Consider the following 20,564-nt stretch of genomic DNA (forward strand, 5'->3'; position numbering starts at 1 on the left):
TGGGCGGGGACTCGCCCCGGCCCGCCGACCGCGTCGCGCGCGGGGGCGCGCGCCGAATCGTGGGCCGGACCGCACGTCGCAGCACCCGCGACGCGCGCGGGGACGCACGTCGGAGCGTGGGCCGGGGCGCGGGCCGCGCCGCCGGGCGGGGTGCGCGCGGAGGGATGCGTGGGGCCGCGCGCTGGTCTGCCGATCGGGACGTGCGTCGGGTCGTGGGGCGGGCCGTGGGGCGGGCCTCGGGTGGGGGCGCGGGCGGGCGTGTGCGCGGCGTCGGTTGGGGTGGGGGCCGGGGTGCAGGTCGAGTCGGGCGTCGGGGAACGCGCTGGGTCGTGCCGGGCGCGGGCTGGGGTGTGCGCGCGGTCGTAGGCGTGATGGGTTTGCTCGCGGGGCGGGCGGGGGCGTTGCGGCGTTGGGCTGTCGCGGTCTGGCTGGTGGACGCGGCGCTCGTCCTGGTGTGGTTGCTGCTGGAGACCGGGGTGGCTCGGCCGCCGTCGCGGCATGACGCTCCGGTGCCCGTTCCCGCGTCGTCGCCGGCGTCGTCCGGGCTGGTGCGGACGGAGCACGCGCGGCGGGAGCCGGTGCCGGTGGAGTTCGGGGCACGCGGGTCCGCGCCGCGTGCGTCGTCCGGCGGGGCGGCGCGCGGGGCCGGACGCGACGGCGCGGCGCGGCGGGGGGCGGGGCCGCGTGTCTCCGCGCCGACCGAGCCCACGCGCCCCGATACGCCGTCGCGCGGCCCGACCCGGCACGGCCCCCCGGCGCCGGGGCCGGACGATTCCCGGCCGGGCGGCCCCTGGCCCGGCGGCGGAGGGCCGTGGCCCGGCGGATCGCCGGGTCCGTGGACGAGGTGCCCGTGGTGCTGATCAGACACGCCTCGGCGATGGCCCAAGGCGAAGCCCCCACCGGCCGCGTTGTCCGCGCCGCCGCAGGCGGCCGTGCGGCCGCGCGCCTCCCTGGAACCCAGCCCGGCGGCCGGTCCGTAACCCTTGCGGGAGCCCGGTTCGGCGGCCAGTCGGGAACCTGGCTCGAAGGCCGCGCCGGAGCCGTTGCGGGAACCCAGTTCGGCGGCTGGCCCGGAGTTCCCACGGACACCCGGCCCGGCGGTCGCGTCGGAGTCTCTGCGGGAGCTTCCGCCAGAGTCCGGCTAGGTGGCCGGGCCGGAGTTCCCGTCGGGATTCGGTGCGGTGTGGGTGCGGTGGCGGGGGCGGCGGTGGCGGAAGGGGCCCGGGGCGCGGCGGGAGCGGCGGGGGCCCGTGGTGCGCAGCCATACCTGGACCTGCGCGCCGCCGAGTGTGGAGCCGCCGATCCGCAGCGACCCGCCGGTGGACTCCGCGAGCCGCCGGGCGATGTCGAGCCCGAGGCCGGTGGAGCCGGACCCGCTCGTCCCCCGGCTCAGCGCCGCGTCCGCGTCGCCGATGCCCGGTCCCGCGTCGCCGAACAGCAGCCCCACCGCCTGCCCGCCCCGGTGGACGGTCACCGAGAACGCCGTGCCGTGCGGCGTGTGCCGGAAGATGTTGCCGAGCAGCGCGTCCACGACGGCCGCGAGTTCTCCGGCGGGCACCGGGACGGGCGCGGGCCCGTCCGGCAGGACGGTGTGGACCGCGCGCCCCTGGTCGCCCGCGAGCGCCGACCAGAACTCCAGCCGCCGCCGCACGACCTCGGCGGCGTCGCACCCGGCGAACTCGGCGGACGAGCCCGAGGGCGCCGGGTCGTCCGCCGACCGCCGCGCCGTCTCGATGATCTCGTCGACGGCCTGTTCGAGCCGCCCGAGCGTGTCCTGGCTCTGCGCGAGCCGCGCCGGGTCGGCCGGGTTGGCGGCGAGCCCGTCGAGGTTGAGCCGCAGCGCGGTCAGCGGCGTCCGCAGCCGGTGCGACAGGTCCGCGGCGGCCTCGCGTTCGGCGGCGAGGAGCCGGACGAGCTGGTCGGTCATGTGGTTGAACGCCTCCCCGGCGGCGCGCAGTTCGGCGGGCCCGCCGGGTGCGACGCGGGTCGTCAGGTCCCCGCCCGCGACGCCGGTGACGGCCTGCGCGAGCCGGTCGGCGGCGCGGACGACGCGGACCGCGAGCCGGTCGGCCATCGCGACGGACACCAGCACGAGCGCGAGCGCCACCAGCGCGAGGATCGTCCAGGACCGCGCGACGCCCCGGCTCAGCTCCGCGTCGGTGACGTACACCTCGATCACCGCGACCCGCCCGGCGGACAGCGCGACGGGCCGGAGCTGCGCGCTGCCGCCGGGCGCGGCGACGGTGCGGGACCGCCGCCCGTCGCGTACGGCCGCGAGGTCGCGCGCCGCCGCGCGCGGGACGCCGATCGTCGTCCCGCCGGGCAGGTGCAGCGCGAGCCGCCCGGCGGTCCCGGCGGGGGTCGAGCCGATCGCGACGGCGAGCGCGGCCGGGTTCGTCGTGACCGCCAGGACGGGTCCGAGCGACGCGGCCTGCCGTTCGGCGGCGGTCAGCGCGCGGTCGCGGGCCATCTGCCCGCCGAGCAGTCCGAGCGGGACGACGAACGACAGCGCGACCATCGCCGTGACGGCGGCCGCGATCCGCGCCAGCGCACCCCTCATCCGTGCCCCCTCGTACGCCGCGGAATTCCCGCTCGGCCAAGTGTTGGAACCATTCACGATAACGGAGATAATAGGCCCCATGCGGATCAAGTTCCGATTCATCGCCGTCTGGACGTGCGTGACGGCCGCCGGGATGGCGATCAGTTGGGCGGGCGTCGGAAACGCGATCCGCGGCACCGGGCTTTCGGCGCTCGACCTGGCCGCGGAAGCGCCCGGCGTCCAGGGCGGCGCGGCCGTCGCGCCGAGCGCGACGGTGCCCGTGACGTCGCCTTCTGCCCGGACGCCGCCGCCCGTGCGGACGTCCCCGACGGCGACCCGCGCCCCGCGCGAACGGCGCACGCACGCCCCTACGAGACCCGCCGAGGACCTCCGCACGTACACCGTGAAATCAGGCCGCGTCGTGCTCGCGTTCAATTCGAGAACGGCGCGCTACGTTTCCGCGACGCCGAACGGGAATTTCGAGGTGAAGGTCTGGCGGCAATCCACCTGGCTCCGCGTCGACATCACCGACGGCACCCACGGATCGGCCGTTTTCGCGACCTGGAACGGCCATCCCCCGATCGCCGAGACCTACGAGTACTGACCCGTCATTCCGGCGCGGTGAGCATCACGCCGACGCCCCGCACCGTGTGCAGGTAGCGGGGCGCGGCGGCGCTCTCCCCGAGTTTGCGGCGCAGCCAGGAGACGTGGACGTCGATGGTCTGGTCGTCGCCGTAGGACTGCCGCCACACCTCGCTGAGCAGGTCGCGGCGGCGGACGACGCGCCCGGCGTTCTCCGCGAGGTGCGCCAGCAGGTCGAACTCGCGGCGGGACAGGCGCAGCGCGGTCCCGTCCAGGTCGGCGCGGCGGCGGTCGAGGTCGATGCGGAGCCCGCCGACGACGAGCGCGTCCCGCCGGATGCGGGCCCGCGTCCGCCGCAGGACGGCCTCGATCCGCGCGTGCAGGTGCGCGGCGGAGAACGGTTTGACGACGTAGTCGTCGGCGCCCGCGCCGAGCAGCCGGATGATCTCGGTCTCGCCGTCGCGCGCGGTCGCCACGACGACGGGCACGTCGGACACGGCGCGGAGCATCTTCAGCGCCTCGCCGCCGTCGAGGTCGGGGAGGCCGAGGTCGAGCACGACGACCTCGGGCGGGTTTCCGGTGGCCTCGCGCAGCGCGTCGAGGGCGGCCCCGACGCTGCGGACGGTGTCGCCGAGGTCGGTCAGCTCGCGGATCAGCGCGCGCCGGACGTGCTCGTCGTCCTCGACCAGCAGGACCCTCGCCACCAGCGGCTCCCTTCGCGGCGGGCCGGTCTCCGCCGACCTGGGCTCGGTTGAGCGGTTGACGCGACGAATTTAGCAGTGGAGTACGAGTTTTCGCCCGAAAATAGAGGAATGCCGTCCTGGCTAGCAGGACCGGCGTGTCAGTCGCGGACCTCGCGGATGATCCCGACGAGCTGCCGCGTCACCGACTTGAACCCCGGCAGCCGCGACATCGACACCATGCGGTCCACGAGCGGGACCGTCCGGTCCACCAGCAGGTACGTCTTCGCGCAGCCCGGCGACGAGTCGTGGACCCAGTACAGGACGATGCCCATCGAGTAGATCCACAGCAGCTCGGGCAGCTCCCGCCGGAACTCGCCGTCGATCCGGAGCGTGGAGCCGTCCACGACCTCGCGGTAGATCGCGACGGCCGCCGCCCGCGACGGCCCCGCGTCGGCGCTGAACGGGTTGAGCGGGCTCGTCGGCTCGGCCGCGAACTTGAAGAACTTCCCGGCGAACGCGTGGTACGGGACCATCGTGTCGACGCGGGCGCGCAGCACGCCGAGCAGCCGGGGCGCGAAGTCGCGCTCGCGCGCCAGCACGTCCCGGCAGGCGCGGGCGTGCTCCTCCTGCAGCTCGTCGAAGTACGCCTGGATCAGCTCTTCCTTCGACGCGAAGTAGTAGTAGGCGTTGCCGACCGAGACGCCCGCCTCCTTGGCGATGACCCGCATCGTCGTCGCCTCGTAGCCGCGCTCGCGGAACAGGCGCAGGGCCGTCTCCACGATGAGCGCGCGCGTCTGCTCGGACTTCACCGCCTTCTCCTCGGTCACGTCTGCCACCTTAAACGCCCGGCTCCCGGCGCTCCCGCGGGCGGCCGGAACCGGCGATCGGTGTTCTTACGGCATCCGTACATGGAGCGGGAATACTGGTATCAACCCGCTCGACCCCCCGGAGACAGGGAGCAGGCATGGAACTGACCGTCCGGATCGACGAGGAACTGGGCGCGGAGCTGTACGAGTGGCTCGTCGGCGATCCGGGCGTCGGCGGGACCGTGAAGATCTCCCCGGCCGACGCCGGCGCCGGGACGATGGGGACCGGGTTCGACGTCCTCAACCTGGTGATCCCCAACCTGATCGCGCTCAGCTCCCTCGGCGTCTCGATCGCGCAGTTCGTCGACGGCCGCCGCCGGAGCACCGGGTCCGCGCCGGAGATCCGCGCCGAGGCCGGGAGCACGGTCGTCGTCCTCGGCGCGGACGCGGAGGACGTGCTGCGCCGCCTCGCGGAGGAAGGCGGTTCCTGATGCCCTCCCTGCCCGACCCCGCCGGGTCGCGCGCCGTGCTCGTCGGCGCGTCCCGCTATCCGCGCATGGCCGACGACCGGCAGCTCCCGGCCGTCGAGGCGAACCTGGCCGACCTCGCCGCCGCGCTCACCGACGCGCGGGTCTGGGGGCTGCCGGACGGGAACGTCGAGGTGCTGCACCAGCCCGCCGACGAGGACACGGTGCTCGTCGCGCTGCGCCGGGCCGCCGAGGCGGCGACCGACACGCTCGTCGTCTACTACGCCGGGCACGGCCTGGTCGACCCGGTCGCGGGGAGCGAACTCGGCCTCGCGCTGCCGGACGCGTACGAGCCCGGCGGCGCGCACATGTCCGTCGGGTACGACCGGGTGCGGCGGGAACTGCTCGTCACGGCCCGGCACGTCCCGCGCAAGGTCGTCGTCGTGGACTGCTGCTGGAGCGGCCGAGCCGTGCGCGGCGCGTTCGGCGAGAGCGGCCTGCCCGGCACGGCGATCGAGGGGACGGCCGTGCTCGCCGCGTCGGCGGCGACCCGGCAGGCGCTCGCGCCGCCCGGCGCGCGGCACACCGCGTTCACCGGCGCGCTGCTCGACGTCCTGACCGGCGGGGTGCCGGGCGGGCCGCCGCTGCTGGACGTCGGCGCGGTGTACGCGGCGGTGAAGGCGCGGATCGGGGAGCGGAGTCCGGTGCCGCAGTTCGGCGGCGCGGGCGAGGGCGCGCGGATCGTCCTGGCCCGCAACAACGCGGCACCGCGGGTCGCCGCCGTCCCGGCGTCGCCCGAGACGCGGCTGCGGCTGCGCCGCGCCGGGCGGTACGCCGAGGCGCACGACCTGCGCGCGGCCGTGGTCGTCGACGATCCGGCGGCGCTGGCGGCGCGCCGCGCGGAGCTGCGCCGCCTCGGCTACTACGCGCAGGCCGCCGAGCTGGACGCGCTAATCGACCAGCCCGGACAGGAGGTACCGTCCGAACTCGGCTGAGAACAGGCGCGGCCGGTCCGCCGGGCCGGTGAGGACGCCCATCAGCCGCAGCGACTGCACGACGCCGGGCATCTCCTGCATCGCGGGAAGCCCGGCCGCGACGCGCCGCAGCGTCTCCACGCCCCGGCCACCGGTGTCGGCGTCGATGTTCTTGAGGAGCCGGTCGAACTGGGCGTGGAACTCCAGGACGGTCATGTCGTAGGCGGCGTCCACGTCGAGTTCACCGGTGTCCGCGTGGTGCTGCACGACCTCCCCGCACAGCATTTCCAGCAGGAACGGGTGCAGGCCGGCCCGGTCCACGATCCGGTCCCGTACCGCCGCGAGCCCGACCCCGACCGACGCGGCCCGCGCCAGCATCAGGTCCGCCTCCGCGTCGGTGAACAGCCCGACGTACAGCGGTTTGATGACGACCGCGCCGAGGATCGACCCGGCCTGCGACGCGGCCTCCGCCGCCTCGATGACCTCGATGGGGCGGCGCGACACCGTCACGAGCCCGAGCGAGAACTCCGGTTCGCTGGCCAGGTCGCGCAGGAGCTGGAAGTCGGCGAGCCCGGCGACGCTCGACGCGCGGTCGAACTCGTCCAGGACCAGCAGCACGTTGAGGCCCGCGTCCGCGACGGCCGCGAAGAAGTCGCGCACCGACTCCTTGAGGTCGTACCACTCGGCGGCCTCCTGCACGGCCGCGCCGATCGGCTCCAGGTTCGGCACCCGCGTCCGCGCGCGGGCGAGGACGCGCCGCGCCAGCGAGCGGAACAGGTCCTCGCCGGTCTTGCAGTCGCCCACGTTCAGCAGCACGCTGATCAGGTCGGGCCGCTCCTGCGGCGACGTGCTGAGCGCGCGCCGCACCAGGCTGCTCTTGCCGACGCGGTGGTGCCCGAGGACGCGCAGGTTCGCGGGCCGGTCCGACCCGACCCAGACCGACTGCAGCCGGCGCAGCAGCGCCGCCCGGCCGATGAACCGGTCCCCCTGCGCGATCTTCCCGACGAGCCGGTACGGGTTGACGGCCTCCCCGACGCCCGTCACCGGCCGCCGCCCTGGGCCTTCTCGCCGAAGTGCTGGAGCAGCCAGTCCTGGTACAGGCGAACGACGATCCGGTACGAGCCGGACTCGCGGCGGATCACGTCGCGCTGCACGAGGTCCGCGAGCAGCTCGTCCTGGCGCGGCCCCTGGTACTCGGCGCGGATCGCGCTGCTCGTCGCGGGCTGCGTCCGCGACGCGCGCGCGATGGCCAGCAGCACGCGCTGGTACTCCTGCGAGCTGAACTCCGGATCGGTGTAGCCGGGGGACTCCAGGTTGTCGAAGTCCTTCGGGCCGAGCGTGCCGAGGAACTCGTCGCGGACCCGCTCGATGTCGGCCTCGGTCACGACGGGCGCGCGCTCGTCGTTCATGTAGCCGACGAGATGGTCGCAGAACCGCTGGATGTAGAACGCGCTGCCGCCCGTCAGCTCCAGGACCCGGTCGACGGCGCGCTCGCGGTAGCGGCTGATCCGCCGCTCGGCGCCGCCGATCCAGATCGGCTCGACGACGAGGCGTTTCGCCTCCGCCACGTCCAGGTACGTCACCCACTCCACCGAGAAGACGCCGAAGACGTTCGGGTCTGCCTGGATGAGCCGGTTCAGCGCGGCCTGCCCGACGATGACGAGGTGGAACAGGCGGCGCTCGATGAGGGCCTTGAACGCCTGCATGAACGAACCGGGCAGCAGACCGTCCCTGATCCACTCGTCGATGTACTGGAACTCGTCGATCAGCACGACGAGCGGCGGCGACCCGGCGGGCATCCGCGCCCGGTGGTCCTCGATCAGCGCCGCGCAGTCGTAGACGGGCTCGGGGCTCTCCAGGAACGCGGCGCGGTTCAGGTCCGGCGGGAGCAGCGGGACCGACGGGTCCAGTTTGCGCAGCGCCACGTCCGCCTTGTCGAGGATCCGCCACATCAGCAGGCCGAGCACGCGCGCGCCCTGCCGGTTGCGGATCTCGGGGCTCGCCTCGTCCACCGTCCCGACGGTCAGGTCGCCGATGTTGCCGACGTCCACGACCGGCAGGCCGTCCCGCTCCGCCAACTGCTCGGTCAGCCGGTGCCGGATCGACGTCTTGCCCGCGCGCTTCTGCCCGAACACCGCGACGCCCACGCCCGGCGTCGTCGCCTCGCGCAGCTTCGCGCGGATGCGCTGGATCAGCTTCTCCCGGCCGTAGAACATGTTCGGGTCGCGGACCGGCCGCCCGCTCGCCCCGTCCTTGAACGGGTTGTGGATCGCGCGGAACTCCTCCTCGCGGGCGAGCCGCACCGGCAGCGCGTCCGCGTACACCTCGACGGACTCGCTCGACCGCGGCTGGTAGCGCAGCTCGACCGGCAGCGAGAACGCGCCGGCCTGCAGACCCCGCGGCGTCATCCGCAGCCGGACCCGCTCGATGCGGTGGTCCCCGCCGCGGACGGCCGTGGAGAGCTGGATCGTCGGATCGTCCACCGCGAACAGGTGCGGGTCCGACTTGACGGTCAGCTCCGCCGACTCCAGCGGCGCGCGCCCGAACAGGTTCGCCACCTTGATCTGGACGGTCACCGCGCCGTTCTGCGGGCCGCTGCTCTCGTCCAGCGCCAGCGTCAGCTCGGGGGACGGCGGCTGGTTGGCCTCCAACTGCTCCTGCGTCGCCAGCGCCAGCTCGGTGATGTGGACGGCGATCGGGTCGATCAGCTCGACGGCCAGGCCGGTCGGGCCGCGCCGGACCTCGGCGCGCAGGCCGTCCGCCATCTGCCGGGCCCGCCGCAGGCACGTCTCGCGGTCCTCGAACGACTGCTCGTTGACGTAGCGGCGCAGCTCCACCAGGCACTCGCGGACCTGGTTGAGCGCGACCCGCAGCGGCTCGGTGACGAGCTGCTCGTGGTCCGCGAGCCGGTTCAACGCCGCCTCCAGGTCCGCCTCCGACAGCGTGACGCGGCCCAGCTCCGACAGCCCGTGCGTCACCTTGCGGCGGGCGCGGCTCCACTGCTCGCCCGTCGCCTGCCAGCCCTCGCGGACCTTCTGCGGGTCGGCGGGCAGCTCCAGCCCGTACTCGGCGGCCAGGAACTCCACGCTCATCGCCAGCAGCGCGGTGTGCCCGCAGATCGCGTTGAGGACGAGGTCGCGGGCCAGGCTCGTCTCCGCGATGAGCTGCGGGATCAGCTTGAACGGGACCTGGCCGTGCCGCCGCCGCTCGTCCATCAGCACCCGCGCGACGGCCTCGGCGGTCAGCGGCGACGTGCCCTCGCGGTCGCGGCGGCGGTTCATCGCGGTCGTCCGGCCGTGCGGGGAGCGCAGGTAGCCGATGAGCGCCGACCGGATGTCGGTGACGTCGTCGCTGTCCTCGCGCTCGTCGGCGGCGGCGAGCGCCACGCAATACAGGTCGCGGGCCGCCTCGTGCTCCTGCCGGTCCAGGACGATGTCGGCGTACGTCGTCAGGCCCAGGTACAGGTACTCCTGCGCGCGGCGGTCGCCGTTGCCGCGCGCGATGTCGGCGGCGGTGATGTAGAAGCGGGCGCTGTTCTCCGGCTGCTTGCCCGCGAACTGCCGCGCGGACTCGGCGATGACGTTCAGCTCCCGCTGGCTGAACGGCGACCCGGCCGCGTCCGTCGCCGCGAACGTCCGCGTCAGGTACACCACCAGCGGCGGCCGGGGGTCGCTCGGCGCGGGCAGCTCCAGTTGCAGCAGCTTCTCCACGCGCGCCGACGAGCTGGCCGGGTTCCCGCCGTGCCGCAGCGCCTCGATCTGGCGGCGGATGTCGGCGGCCCGCACGTCGGTGAGCCCCTCGATCGCGCGCTCGGCCTCCGCCAGCCGCTCCGCGCCGCCGCGCTGGATCAGCGCCAGCGCCAGGCCGCGCTGCGCGGCCGGGTTGTCGGGGACCTGGTCGAGCATCTGCCGCCACTCGTGCGTCGAGTCGACGCCCGCCGCGAGTTTGACGTACGCGATCTGGTGCAGGAGGTGGTCGCGCCTGCTGCTCGTCAGGTTCGGTCGGCTGTACTGGCGTTTCAGGACCTTCAGCGCCTCGTCGTGGCGGCCCGCGCCGCTGAGGAAGTCGATGAGGATGTTGTCCAGGCTGTCGCCCGGCCGGACCATCCCCGCGCACTCGTGCTCGATCACCTTCAGCGCGGCCTCGGGGCCGTTGACGCGCCGCGTCAGCCAGGCGAGGTCCTTGACGGCGCTCTCCCGCTTGGGGCCGCCCTGCTCGATCGCCTTGCGGTAGGCGGCCTTCGCGCCCTCCAGGTCCTTGATCTGGAGTTCGAGGATCTTCGCGCGCTGGTACGGGTCGCGGGGCAGGACGGGCCGCGCCGCGCGCTTGGGGGCGGGCGGCGGCGTCTTGCGGACGGGCTCGGCGACGGGCTCGCGCGGCGGCGGCGCGAACGCGGCGAGCAGGCCGGGCGACGCGCCGGGCGGCCGCTCCATCGGCTCGTCGGCGGGCTCGGTGTCCCCGAGTGCGGCGCGGACCGCCTCCTGCGCGGCGGCGTCGTGCGCCTCGGAGTCGAGCAGGCCGCCGAGCCGGTCGCGGCGGCCGTAGGCGTCGAGCAGGCCGAGCAGCGCGGCCCAGCCGGGCGGGTCGTTGTCCGGCGCGACCGCGCGGAAGTACCGCAGCAGCGCCCACTGCGCGGACTCGGCGTCGCCGAGGTGCGCGGCGGCGACGGCCAGCAGCCGGAACGCGGGGATGTCCCCGGCGTCGGCGGCGAACGCCAGCCGCCGCCGCGCCGTCTCGTGGTCGCGTTTGAGCAGGGCCAGCGCGCCGAGCAGGCGGGTCAGCTCGGCGTTCTCCTGGTCGCCGTTCCACAGGTGCAGGACGCGTTCGTAGATCTTGCCGACGCGGTTGAACTTGAGGTCCAGCTCATTGACGTTCTGCGCGTAATTGTAGGAATTGCGAATATTAAGGAGGACGGTGCGCTCGGCGGGCGCGACGTACACGTCGAAGTCCACCGGCGTCGTCGTCAGCGCGGCGACGCCCGCGAGCATCGCGCCCGCGTCCGGGCGGGGCGGCGGCGGGGGCTCCGGCGGCGGCGCGGGCGCGGGGACGGGCGCGGGCGGCGCGGCCGGGGGCGCGGCGGGCTCCGGCTCGGGCTCGGGGACGGGCTCCGGCGGAGCCTCCCGCACGGGTGCCGGCACGGCGACGGCGGGCGCGGCGACGGCGGGCTGCGGCGCGGGGGCCCGGACGGGCGCGGGCGGCGGCACGGCGGCCGGGGGCTCCTTGCCCGCGACCGTGACGACCATCGAGAGCGCGATCGTCACCGGCTGCGTCCCCGGCCGGTTCAGTTTGAGCCGGGAGAGGGTGAGCTCCTCCAGGACCCCCTCGTAGGAGACCCCGTTCGCCAGGGACAGCTCGATGTAATCACCGACGCGCGCCGCCGACTGGATGAACTCCGCGTCCATCACGCTCCCCATCGCCTACCGAGGCGGCGCCCGATCACCGCATCCTTCCACCCTAAACACACATCGTTCGCGCTACGCCGTTTCCCCGGAGGGACCGCTCCACCACCCAGAAACCGCACCAAAGCCATTTCCACCCCGACCAGCGAAAACACGGGAACACCCCACGAAAGCCCCCACCGCTTCCCACCAGGCGGGAGCCGACCCGCACCCGCCGCGCCGCCCGGCCCGCGCGTCCGCACGTCCGAGTCCGAGGCAGTCCGGCCCGCGCGGCGGCCGGCCCGCGCGTCCGCGCCGCGCCGCTCAGCGCGGCAGCACGCCGGGCCGACGGCAGTCCCGTCCGGCGGCACGCCGGAGTGAAGCCGGCCCCCGCCCACCGGCCCGGCACCCGCCGCGTGCCCGTGTGCGGTTCAGCGCGGCAGTACGACGCGGAAGACCGTCCGGCCCGGTTCGGCGGCGAGTTCGGCGCGGCCGCCGTGGGCGGCGGCGACGCCGTGGACGATCGCGAGGCCCAGCCCCGCCCCGCCCGCGCGCCGCGACCGGGACGGGTCGGCGCGGACGAACCGCTCGAACACCTCGCCGCGCAGCTCGTCCGGCACCCCCGGCCCGTCGTCCTCGACCTCCACGGCGACCTCGCCGGGCCGCTCCACGACCCGCGCCGTCACCGACGTGCCCGGCGGCGTGTGGACGCGCGCGTTGCCGAGCAGGTTCGCGACGGCCTGGTGCAACCGGTGCTCGTCCCCGGTGATCTCCACGGGTTCGCCGGGCAGTTCGAGCGTCCACCGGTGGTCGGGCCCGGCGGCGCGCGCGTCGTCCACGGCGTCCAGCACGAGCCGGGTGAGGTCGACGGGCTCGGCGGCGAGCGGGCGGCCGGTGTCCAGGCGCGCGAGCAGCAGCAGATCCTCGACCAGGTCGCCCATCCGCGCGGACTCGGCGTGGATGCGCCGCAGCGCGTGCCGGACGTGCTCGGGCGCGTCCCCGGGGCGGCGCAGCGCGAACTCGGCGTGCCCGCGGATCGCGGTGACGGGCGTCCGCAGCTCGTGGCTGGCGTCCGCCGCGAACGTCCGCAGCCGCTCCTGGGACCGCTGCCGCCGCACCAGGGACGTCTCGATGTGCCCGAGCATCCGGTCGAACGCCGCGCTGAGCCGCGCGACCTCCGTGCCGGACCCCGTCGCGGGCACGCGGCCGGGCAGCGCGACGTCCCCGCCCGACAGCGGCAGCTCCGCCACGTGCGACGCGACGGCGGTGACGCGCCGCAGCGGCGACAGCGCGACCCGCACCCACACGGCCGCGCCCGCGCCCGCCGCGAGCAGCACGACCGCGAACACCACGCCCTCGATCGCCAGCAGCCGCCGGACGGTGCTCTCCACGGGCTCCATCGGCAGGCCGGTGATCAGGACGTCCCCGTCGCGGCCGCGCACGGCCAGCATCCGGTACTCGCCGAGCCTCGCGAGCCGGACCGTCCGCGGGTGCCCGACGGCGAGCGCGACGATGGTCCGGCGGTCGTCGGCGGCGAGGTCGGTCACGACGGTCGCGCGGCCGCGCACGACCCAGCCGCCCGTCACGCGGCCGTCCGCGACGCGCGCGCAGAACGTCCCCTCGGCCTGGCCGCGCGCGTCCGGCTCCGCGTGGGCGGCGTCGTCCGGCCACCGGTCGTGCTCCAGGCTCGCCGGGAACCGGCCGCCGGACTCGGTGAGCTGCTGGTCGAGCCGTCCCACCAGGAACCGGTCCATCTCCACCCAGGTCGCCGCCCCGACGCCGAGACAGCTCAACGCCAGCAGCAGCACCAGACCGGCGGTGAGCCGGACCCACAGCGACCTCATCCGGCCGGCCGCAGCACGTACCCGACGCCCCGGACGGTCTGGATCATCGGCGCGCGGTCCCGGTCGATCTTCTTGCGCAGTTGACGTGCTCACCGGCGTGAGAGCCGGGGGTTCAGCCTGTGCCGCAGTGCGGCACTTCTGTGGCTTCCTGTTTCACCGGGTCCTGCCCTCCGCTAAGCGGCGGGTCTTACGGTCCCTCCGCAGGCGTTTACCCTGTCCGCCCGCCCGGCGGCCAGCACGTTCCTCGCAGCATTGACGTCGCGGTCATGGGTCGTTCCGCACGCCAAGCACGTCCACTCCCGGACGCTCAGCGGTTTAGGGCCGTCCTTGTTGCCGCACACCGAGCAGGTCTGTGATGTCGGTTCGAACCGTCCGACCCGAGCGAACGTCCGTCCGTACCGGGCGGCCTTGTACTCCAGCATCGCCGTGAACTGTGACCAACCCGCGTCATGGACCGATTTGGCCAGTCGGGTGCGTCCGAGGCCGGTGACGTTCATGTCCTCCACGTAGACCGCTTGGTTATCGCGGACCAGCAGAGTTGAGAGCTTGTGCGCGTGGTCACGGCGTGTGTCGGCGACACGGGCGTGAAGTTTCGCGAGGCGCGCCTTGGCCTTGACCCGGTTCGCGGACCCCTTTTCCCTGCGGGATATCGCCTGCTGCGCTCTGCGCAACCGACGTTCGGCGCGGCGCAGGGCACGGGGGTTGGTGACCTTCCGGCCGTCGGAAAGGACCGCGAAGTGCGTCAGCCCAAGGTCGATCCCGACCTCGTTCCGGGTCTCGATCAGCGGGGTGTCGGCGGTCTCGACCATGAACGAGGCGAAGTACCGGCCCGCCGCGTCCCGGATCACCGTAACCGACGACGGTTCCGACGGGAGGTCCCGCGACCATCTCACCCCTACGTCACCGATCTTCGGCAGCCGCAGTTTGCGGCTCGCCGTGATCTGGAAGCGGGCGTTGCGGGTGAACCGGACCGCCTGCCGGGAATCCTTGCGGGACCGAAACCTCGGCGGTGCGACCCTGCGGCCCTTCCGCTTCCCGGCGACGGAGGCGAAGAAGTTCCGGTATGCGGTGTTCAGGTCCGCCAACGCCTGCTGCAACACCACCGCCGACACCTCACCGAGCCATACACGGCCCGGAGTTTTCTTCGCCTCAGTGATCACCAGCTTGGACAGATCCCCGTCCGAAAGGTATGGCAACCCCGCCGCACGGGCGTCCTCCCGGGCGCGAAGCCCGTCGTTGAACACCACACGGGCACACCCGAACGCCTTCGCCAGCGCTTCCCGCTGACCGGGCGTCGGATAGACGCGGTACTGGTACCGGAGCCGCATGACCTCGATCCTACTCTCCGTGCATGAGCGATCACGTCGAAACCAGGACCAGTGGGCGGCGGCTGCCGTACGAGGTGTGGCACGCGCTGCACCTCGGCGTGTACGTCGCGCTGTTCCTGGCGCTCTTCCACCAGCTCGCGAACGGCGCGCAGTTCGCCGCGAGTCCGCTCGCCCGGACGTTCTGGTACGTCCTGTATCTGGGGGCGGCGGCGCTGGTGCTGTGGTTCCGCGTCCTGACGCCGGTCTTCCAGGCCCGGCGGCACCGGATGCGCGTCGCGGCGGTCGTGCCCGAGGCGCCCGGCGTCTGGTCGGTCCACGTGACGGGCCGCCGCCTCGACCGGCTCGGCGCGGAACCCGGGCAGTTCCTGCGCTGGCGGTTCGCCGCGCCCGGACTGTGGTGGGCCGCGAACCCGTACTCGCTGTCCGCGCCGCCGCTGCCGGACCGGCTCCGGATCACCGTGAAGGCGGCGGGCGGGCACAGCGCGGCGCTCGCCCGGCTCCGGCCGGGGACGCGGGTGTTCACCGAGGGGCCGTCCGGCGCGCTCACCGGACGCTCCGGCGCACCGCGGTCGCTCCTGCTCGCGGGCGGGGTGGGGATCACGCCGCTGCGGACGCTGTTCGAGACGCTGCCCGGCGACGTGGTCCTGATCTACACCGCGCGGCGGGAGCAGGACCTCGCGCTGCGCGCCGAACTCGACGCGGTCGCGGCCGCGCGCGGCGCGCGGGTCCTCTACTTCACCGACGACCCGGTCTCGCACCGCCTGGACCTCGGCTCGCTGCGCCGCCTGGTCCCGGACGTCGCCGCGCGCGAGGTCTACCTGTGCGGGCCGCCCGGCCTGACGGCCGCCGCGCGCACGGCGCTGCGCGCGGCGGGCGTCCCGCGCGGCCGCGTCCACGCGGAGTCCTTCGAGCTGTGACCCGCCCCGCGCGCCCACGATCCACCCGCGCCCCGCCCGCGCGGCGACCGCCGTCCCTGTCCCGACCCGTTCGACCTCCGAGGAGCCGCCCGTGCGCCGCATCCTGTTGTCCACCGGTACGACCGCCGCCGGAATCGCCGCGCTCGTCGCGCTGAAGCCCGGCCACACCGCCGCGCCCGCCGCGACTCCGACCGCGTCCGGCGCCGCGTCCGGCGCCGCGTCCGGCCCCGCCGCGAGCCCGACGACGAGCGCCGCGTCGGGGAGCGGGGTGAGCGGGACGTTCACCGGCGATCCGGCGGAGACGCCCTACGGCCCCGTCCAGGTCCAGATCACGATGAAGGACGGAAAGCTCACGAAGGCGACGGTCCTCCAGGTCCCGTCGGAACACGGCCCGGAGCGCGAGATCGTCGAGTTCGACGTCCCCCGGCTGAACGCGGCGGCGGTCGCGGCGGGCAGTGCCCGCATCGACACGATCTCCGGCGCGACGTACACGAGCGAGGGCTACCGCACGTCCCTCCAGAGCGCCCTGGACCGCGCCGGTGCCTGACGCGGGGCTGCGGCACGTCGAGCACGTGATGGGGACCGTGTTCTCGTTCGACGTCCGGACGCCGCCGACGCCCGAGATCCGCGCCGCGCTGACCGCCGCCGTCGCGTGGCTGCACCGCGTGGACGCCGTGTTCTCCCCCTACCGTCCCGACAGCCAGATCAGCCGCCTGCGCGACGGAACCCTCACCCTCGCGGACTGCGACCGGGACGTGCGGGACGTCCTGGACCGCTGCGCGGCCCTGGGGGCGGAGACCGGCGGCCGGTTCACCGCGTCGCCCGGCGGCCGCCTCGACCCGTCCGGCCTGGTCAAGGGCTGGGCCGTGGAGCACGCGTCCGCCCTGCTGCACCGGGCGGGCGCGCCGGACCACTGCGTGAACGGCGGCGGCGACGTGCGGGCGCGCGGCGGCCCCGCTCCGGACCAGCCGTGGCGTGTCGGCATCACCGACCCCGCCGACCGGACGCGCCTCGCGGCGGTCGTGGAAGGCCGCGACCTGGCCGTGGCCACGTCCGGCACAGCGGAACGCGGCCTCCACATCGTCGACCCCGCCACCGGCCGCCCCGCCACGGCCCTGCGCTCCATCACCGTCGTCGGCCGCGACCTGACCAGGACCGACGCCCTGGCCACCGCCCTCTTCGCGATGGGCGACGAGGCCCGCCCCTGGCTCGCCGCCCGCCCCGCCCCGCACGCCTACGCGCTCACCGCCTCCGGCCGCGCCTGGGCGACCCCCGGATGGCACCTCGAGAACGGCGTCCCCCACCTGCGCCTCACCTGACGACCACGCGCGCCCGGACGGCGCCCGGAACGGGCCGGCCGACGAGCAGCGCGGACGACGCCCGGCTCCCGCCCAGACGACGACCGCCCGAACACAACCGACTCCCCACCTGGTCAGCGCGGACGACGCCCGGCTCCCGTCCAGACGACGACCGCCCGAACACAACCGACTCCCCACCTGGTCAGCGCGGACGACGCCCGGCTCCCGTCCAGACGACGGCCGCCAGAACGCAGCCGACCCACGTTGGCGCGGACACTGCCCGGCGGCGCGCACTCGCGCCCGGACGGCGCCCCGACGCGAACGGGCCGCCCCGCGCCAAGCGGAACGGCCCGTCCGAACGAGGATCAGCGGCCCGTGCCGCCGTAGACGACCGCCTCGACCTGCTCGGCGTCCAGGTCGAACGCGCGGTGCGCCGCCGCGACGGCCGTGTCGATGTCGTCCTGCGCGACCACGACGGAGATGCGGATCTCCGACGTCGAGATCATCTCGATGTTCACGCCCGCGTCCGCGATGGCCGCGAAGAACGTCGCCGTGACGCCCGGGTGCGACCGCATCCCCGCGCCGATCAGCGACACCTTCCCGATGCGGTCGTCGTAGCGCAGCGACTCGAACCCGATCCGCTCCTTGAGCTTGTTGAGCGCGGCGAGGGCCGTCTGCCCGTCGCTGGCCGGGAGCGTGAACGAGATGTCGGTGCGGCCGGTCGACGCCGCCGACACGTTCTGGACGATCATGTCGATGTTGATCTCGGCCTCGGACAGCACCGTGAAGATCGTGGCGGCCTCGCCGACCTTGTCGGGCACCCCCACCACGGTGATCTTGGCCTCGCTCCGGTCGTGCGCGACGCCGGAGATGATCGCCTGCTCCATCTCGTGCCCTTCGATGTCACTGCTGTCGACGACCCACGTCCCCTCCTTCTGACTGAAGGACGAGCGCACGTGGATGGGGATGTTGTAGCGCCGCGCGTACTCCACGCACCGCAGGTGCAGGATCTTCGCGCCGCTCGCCGCCATCTCCAGCATCTCCTCGTAGGAGATGCGCGGGATGCGGCGGGCGGGCGGGACGATGCGCGGGTCCGCGGTGAACACGCCGTCCACGTCGGTGTAGATCTCGCAGCAGTCGCCCTCCAGGGCGGCGGCGAGCGCGACGGCGGTGGTGTCGGAGCCGCCCCGGCCGAGCGTGGTGATGTCCTTGGTGCCCTGCGAGACGCCCTGGAACCCGGCGACGATGCAGATCGACCCCTCGTCGAGCGCCGCGCGGATGCGCCCCGGCGTCACGTCGATGATCTTGGCTTTGCCGTGGGCGCCGTCGGTGATGACACCGGCCTGCGAGCCGGTGAACGAACGGGCCTCGTGGCCCAGGTTGGCGATGGCCATCGCGAGCAGCGCCATCGAGATCCGCTCGCCGGCGGTGAGCAGCATGTCCAGCTCACGGGCGGGCGGCAGGGGGCTGACCTGCTCGGCCATGTCGATGAGATCATCCGTCGTGTCGCCCATGGCGGAGACCACGACGACGACGTCGTTGCCCGCCTTCTTCGTCGCGACGATGCGCTGGGCGACCCGCTTGACGCACTCGGCGTCGGCGACGGAGGAGCCACCGTACTTCTGCACGATAAGGGCCACGAGTGGGCGCTCCTCGGATCGGGGTCAGGCGTACCGCCACGAGTCTACCGATGCCTCCGTCATCGGTTACGGGGAGGTAACTCCCCAGTTGGCGGCCCGTCCGGTGGGCAGGCTGTACCCATGACCGATCTCGACGCGCTGTACCGGCGCTGGCTGTTCGACCTGTGGGGCGGCGACCCGTCCGCCGCCGACGACCTGCTCACGCCCGGCTTCGTCGGGCACTGGCCGGGCCTGGACGTCCACGGCCCGGCCGGGGCCGCCGAGCAGATCCGGCGCTCCCGCGCGCTGTTCACCGGCGTGCGCCTGACCCTCGACGTCGGCCCGCTCGTGTCCGGGGACCTCGTCGCGGCCCGCTGGACGTTCCGCGGCGACTACGCGGGCGGCCTGCCGGACGCCGCCGCGCCGCCCGGCACGCCCGTCGCGTTCGCCGGGCACGACATCCTGCGCGCGTCCGGCGACCGGTTCGCCGAGTACTGGGTCGTGTCGGACGGCCTCGGGCTGATGACCGCGCTCGGCGCGGTGTGACGCGTCAGGCCGTCGCGGCGGGCTCGGCGACGTCCAGCCGGGCGCCCGCGATCGTCGCGTGCAGCGCCCGCAGCGCCGCGCCCGCGTGGTTCCCCCAGTGGTTGAAGTAGGAGTACTGCCACCACCACAGGGCTTCGAGCGGGCGGTCCTGCCCGTAGTGCCGCAGGCCGTGGACGAGGTCGCTGGCGACGTCCACCAGGTCGTCCGACAGCCGGTACGCGGTCGCCTCGGTGTCCTTGTACGGGTCGAAGACCTCGGTGTACTCGTCCACCGACGCGAGGCGCTCGGCGAGGCCCTGCCGCAGCGAGTCCAGGTCGGGGTCGTCGCCGATCTCCGGCTCCCAGTTGTCGGGCAGGATCACGTCGGCGGACGCGCCGAGCTGCGCCCCCGCCAGGATCACCTGCGACACCTGCAGCAGCAGGAGCGGGACCGTGCGCGGGCCGCCGTCGCCGCGGGCGACCGCGTCCAGCCCGTCCAGGTAGTCCTGGACGTGGGACGCGACGCGCTCGGCGAGGGCGTTCCAGTCCTGCGGGCTGTTGGCGTCAGACATCGAGCAGCCTCCGTCCTTCGAATGCGCGGCCGAGCGTGACCTCGTCGGCGTACTCCAGGTCGCCGCCGACCGGGAGTCCGCTGGCGAGTCGGGTGACGGTGAGGCCCATCGGCTTCACCAGCCGGGCGAGGTACGTCGCGGTCGCCTCGCCCTCCAGGTTCGGGTCGGTCGCGAGGATCAGCTCGGTGACGGCGCCGTCCGCGAGCCGCCGCATCAGCTCCCGGATGCGCAGGTCGTCGGGGCCGACGCCCTCGATCGGGCTGATCGCACCGCCGAGGACGTGGTAGCGGCCCCGGAACTCGCGCGTCTTCTCGATCGCGACGACGTCCTTGGACTCCTCCACCACGCAGATCACGGCCGGGTCGCGGCGCGGGTCGCGGCAGATCCGGCACTCCTCCTCCTCCGCGACGTTCCCGCACGTGCCGCAGAAGCGGACCTTGTCCTTGACCTCCTTCAGCGCCCGGCCGAGCCGCTCGACGTCCGCCGGGTCCGCCGCGAGCAGGTGGAAGGCGATCCGCTGCGCGCTCTTGGGGCCGACGCCGGGCAGCCTGCCCAGTTCGTCGATGAGGTTCTGGACGACCCCTTCGTACAACGGTCCCCCTCTTCGGTCGTGGCCGACTCAGGCCCCGCCGGGCAGACCCGGCAGGCCCGGCATGCCGGGAATTCCACCGCCGCCGCCGAGACCGGCCGCGAGCGGGCCCATCTTCTCCGCCGCGAGCTGCTCCGCGGCGCGGCGCGCGTCCCGGATGGCGGCGACGACGAGGTCCGCGATCGTCTCGGCCGTGTCGGCCGGGTCGTCGGCGTCGATCGCCTTCGGGTCGATCGTCAGGGCCGTCAGCTCGCCGTCCCCGTTCATCGTCGCGGCCACCAGCCCGCCGCCCGCGGTCCCCGTGACCTGGGTCTCCGCCAGCTCCTGCTGCGCGGAGACGAGCTGCTCCTGCATGCGCTGCGCCTGCTGGAGAAGGTCCTGCATGTTGAACTGACCACCGGGTTCCACGGTGCGCTCCGTTCCGTCTCGCCCGACCACCGGACA

19 protein-coding genes are annotated in these 20,564 nt (G+C 74.4%); 7 read left to right on the forward strand and 12 right to left on the reverse strand.

What is annotated here, in order from left to right:
- Nucleotides 1–1,141: 1,141 nt before the first annotated feature.
- Nucleotides 1,142–2,560, reverse strand: a complete 1,419-nt coding sequence (locus tag G339_RS0113680) for a sensor histidine kinase (RefSeq protein ID WP_019631648.1) — start codon at nucleotides 2,558–2,560, stop codon at nucleotides 1,142–1,144.
- A gap of 79 nt (nucleotides 2,561–2,639) precedes the next feature.
- Between G339_RS0113680 and G339_RS0113685 the strand changes: the two genes are divergently transcribed.
- On the forward strand, nucleotides 2,640–3,143 hold the full coding sequence (locus tag G339_RS0113685) for a hypothetical protein (protein WP_019631649.1): 504 nt from the start codon (nucleotides 2,640–2,642) through the stop codon (nucleotides 3,141–3,143).
- A 4-nt stretch (nucleotides 3,144–3,147) separates the two neighbouring features.
- On the opposite strand, the gene G339_RS0113690 is transcribed toward G339_RS0113685, so the two are convergent.
- Together G339_RS0113690 and G339_RS0113695 are read right to left on the reverse strand one after the other, a co-directional pair.
- The gene (locus G339_RS0113690) at nucleotides 3,148–3,825 is read right to left on the reverse strand and encodes a response regulator transcription factor (RefSeq protein ID WP_019631650.1); all 678 of its coding nucleotides are present in this window, start codon (nucleotides 3,823–3,825) and stop codon (nucleotides 3,148–3,150) included.
- Between the two features lie 137 nt (nucleotides 3,826–3,962).
- Nucleotides 3,963–4,631 carry a TetR/AcrR family transcriptional regulator gene (locus G339_RS0113695; protein WP_019631651.1) on the reverse strand — a complete coding sequence of 223 codons (669 nt, stop codon included), beginning with the start codon at nucleotides 4,629–4,631 and terminating at the stop codon, nucleotides 3,963–3,965.
- A 137-nt stretch (nucleotides 4,632–4,768) separates the two neighbouring features.
- Between G339_RS0113695 and G339_RS39420 the strand changes: the two genes are divergently transcribed.
- Both G339_RS39420 and G339_RS33615 read left to right on the forward strand, forming a co-directional pair.
- Nucleotides 4,769–5,101, forward strand: coding sequence for an effector-associated constant component EACC1 (locus tag G339_RS39420; protein WP_019631652.1), 333 nt, complete (start codon nucleotides 4,769–4,771; stop codon nucleotides 5,099–5,101).
- Nucleotides 5,101–6,072 (forward strand): caspase, EACC1-associated type, encoded by a 972-nt coding sequence (locus G339_RS33615; protein ID WP_019631653.1) that lies wholly within the window; start codon nucleotides 5,101–5,103, stop codon nucleotides 6,070–6,072. The genes G339_RS39420 and G339_RS33615 overlap by 1 nt, the downstream gene beginning before the upstream one ends.
- Here the strand turns inward: G339_RS33615 and G339_RS0113710 are convergent.
- From G339_RS0113710 to G339_RS0113725, 5 genes are all read right to left on the reverse strand, one after another.
- The gene (locus G339_RS0113710; protein ID WP_019631654.1) at nucleotides 6,028–7,095 is read right to left on the reverse strand and encodes an ATP-binding protein; all 1,068 of its coding nucleotides are present in this window, start codon (nucleotides 7,093–7,095) and stop codon (nucleotides 6,028–6,030) included. The genes G339_RS33615 and G339_RS0113710 overlap by 45 nt on opposite strands.
- Nucleotides 7,092–11,453: a hypothetical protein gene (locus G339_RS39425; RefSeq protein WP_169514733.1), complete on the reverse strand. Its 4,362-nt coding sequence runs from the start codon at nucleotides 11,451–11,453 to the stop codon at nucleotides 7,092–7,094. Before G339_RS39425 ends, G339_RS0113710 begins: the two co-directional genes overlap by 4 nt.
- A gap of 407 nt (nucleotides 11,454–11,860) precedes the next feature.
- Nucleotides 11,861–13,273, reverse strand: coding sequence for a sensor histidine kinase (locus G339_RS0113720; protein WP_019631656.1), 1,413 nt, complete (start codon nucleotides 13,271–13,273; stop codon nucleotides 11,861–11,863).
- Nucleotides 13,270–13,353, reverse strand: a complete 84-nt coding sequence (locus G339_RS40850; RefSeq protein ID WP_084693257.1) for a helix-turn-helix domain-containing protein — start codon at nucleotides 13,351–13,353, stop codon at nucleotides 13,270–13,272. The genes G339_RS0113720 and G339_RS40850 overlap by 4 nt, the downstream gene beginning before the upstream one ends.
- Nucleotides 13,354–13,446: 93 nt before the next feature.
- Nucleotides 13,447–14,601: an RNA-guided endonuclease InsQ/TnpB family protein gene (locus tag G339_RS0113725; RefSeq protein ID WP_019631657.1), complete on the reverse strand. Its 1,155-nt coding sequence runs from the start codon at nucleotides 14,599–14,601 to the stop codon at nucleotides 13,447–13,449.
- Nucleotides 14,602–14,624: 23 nt separating this feature from the next.
- On the opposite strand from G339_RS0113725, the gene G339_RS33620 reads away from it, so the two are divergent.
- The 3 genes from G339_RS33620 (at nucleotide 14,625) to G339_RS33625 (ending at nucleotide 16,837) form a co-directional block, all read left to right on the forward strand.
- On the forward strand, nucleotides 14,625–15,518 hold the full coding sequence (locus G339_RS33620) for a ferredoxin reductase family protein (RefSeq protein WP_084693238.1): 894 nt from the start codon (nucleotides 14,625–14,627) through the stop codon (nucleotides 15,516–15,518).
- Nucleotides 15,519–15,609: 91 nt separating this feature from the next.
- Entirely contained in the window at nucleotides 15,610–16,065 is a 456-nt protein-coding gene (locus G339_RS0113735; protein WP_019631659.1) for an FMN-binding protein, read from the forward strand.
- Nucleotides 16,058–16,837: an FAD:protein FMN transferase gene (locus tag G339_RS33625; RefSeq protein WP_019631660.1), complete on the forward strand. Its 780-nt coding sequence runs from the start codon at nucleotides 16,058–16,060 to the stop codon at nucleotides 16,835–16,837. Before G339_RS0113735 ends, G339_RS33625 begins: the two co-directional genes overlap by 8 nt.
- 344 nt (nucleotides 16,838–17,181) lie before the next feature.
- On the opposite strand, the gene G339_RS0113745 is transcribed toward G339_RS33625, so the two are convergent.
- Nucleotides 17,182–18,456, reverse strand: a complete 1,275-nt coding sequence (locus G339_RS0113745; RefSeq protein ID WP_026341422.1) for an aspartate kinase — start codon at nucleotides 18,454–18,456, stop codon at nucleotides 17,182–17,184.
- A 120-nt stretch (nucleotides 18,457–18,576) separates the two neighbouring features.
- Here G339_RS0113745 and G339_RS0113750 point away from each other — a divergent pair, with 120 nt between their 5' ends.
- On the forward strand, nucleotides 18,577–18,981 hold the full coding sequence (locus G339_RS0113750; protein ID WP_019631662.1) for an ester cyclase: 405 nt from the start codon (nucleotides 18,577–18,579) through the stop codon (nucleotides 18,979–18,981).
- Nucleotides 18,982–18,985: 4 nt separating this feature from the next.
- On the opposite strand, the gene G339_RS0113755 is transcribed toward G339_RS0113750, so the two are convergent.
- The 3 genes from G339_RS0113755 to G339_RS0113765 are packed head-to-tail and all read right to left on the reverse strand — an operon-like array spanning nucleotide 18,986 to nucleotide 20,504.
- Nucleotides 18,986–19,531, reverse strand: a complete 546-nt coding sequence (locus G339_RS0113755; RefSeq protein WP_019631663.1) for a DUF5063 domain-containing protein — start codon at nucleotides 19,529–19,531, stop codon at nucleotides 18,986–18,988.
- Entirely contained in the window at nucleotides 19,524–20,123 is a 600-nt protein-coding gene (recR, locus tag G339_RS0113760) for a recombination mediator RecR (RefSeq protein WP_019631664.1), read from the reverse strand. Before recR ends, G339_RS0113755 begins: the two co-directional genes overlap by 8 nt.
- A 27-nt stretch (nucleotides 20,124–20,150) precedes the next feature.
- Nucleotides 20,151–20,504 carry a YbaB/EbfC family nucleoid-associated protein gene (locus G339_RS0113765; protein ID WP_019631665.1) on the reverse strand — a complete coding sequence of 118 codons (354 nt, stop codon included), beginning with the start codon at nucleotides 20,502–20,504 and terminating at the stop codon, nucleotides 20,151–20,153.
- Nucleotides 20,505–20,564: the final 60 nt, after the last annotated feature.

The organism is Actinomadura atramentaria DSM 43919 (assembly GCF_000381885.1).
Lineage (GTDB): Bacteria > Actinomycetota > Actinomycetes > Streptosporangiales > Streptosporangiaceae > Spirillospora > Spirillospora atramentaria.

Coding starts and splice junctions, on each gene's coding strand:
- G339_RS0113680 (WP_019631648.1), bottom strand. CDS start 2,560: ATGAGGGGTGCGCTGGCGCGGATCGCGGCCGCCGTCACGGCGATGGTC.
- G339_RS0113685 (WP_019631649.1), top strand. CDS start 2,640: ATGCGGATCAAGTTCCGATTCATCGCCGTCTGGACGTGCGTGACGGCC.
- G339_RS39420 (WP_019631652.1), top strand. CDS start 4,769: ATGGAACTGACCGTCCGGATCGACGAGGAACTGGGCGCGGAGCTGTAC.
- G339_RS33615 (WP_019631653.1), top strand. CDS start 5,101: ATGCCCTCCCTGCCCGACCCCGCCGGGTCGCGCGCCGTGCTCGTCGGC.
- G339_RS39425 (WP_169514733.1), bottom strand. CDS start 11,453: ATGGACGCGGAGTTCATCCAGTCGGCGGCGCGCGTCGGTGATTACATC.
- G339_RS0113720 (WP_019631656.1), bottom strand. CDS start 13,273: ATGAGGTCGCTGTGGGTCCGGCTCACCGCCGGTCTGGTGCTGCTGCTG.
- G339_RS0113725 (WP_019631657.1), bottom strand. CDS start 14,601: ATGCGGCTCCGGTACCAGTACCGCGTCTATCCGACGCCCGGTCAGCGG.
- G339_RS33620 (WP_084693238.1), top strand. CDS start 14,625: ATGAGCGATCACGTCGAAACCAGGACCAGTGGGCGGCGGCTGCCGTAC.
- G339_RS0113750 (WP_019631662.1), top strand. CDS start 18,577: ATGACCGATCTCGACGCGCTGTACCGGCGCTGGCTGTTCGACCTGTGG.
- G339_RS0113755 (WP_019631663.1), bottom strand. CDS start 19,531: ATGTCTGACGCCAACAGCCCGCAGGACTGGAACGCCCTCGCCGAGCGC.
- G339_RS0113765 (WP_019631665.1), bottom strand. CDS start 20,504: ATGCAGGACCTTCTCCAGCAGGCGCAGCGCATGCAGGAGCAGCTCGTC.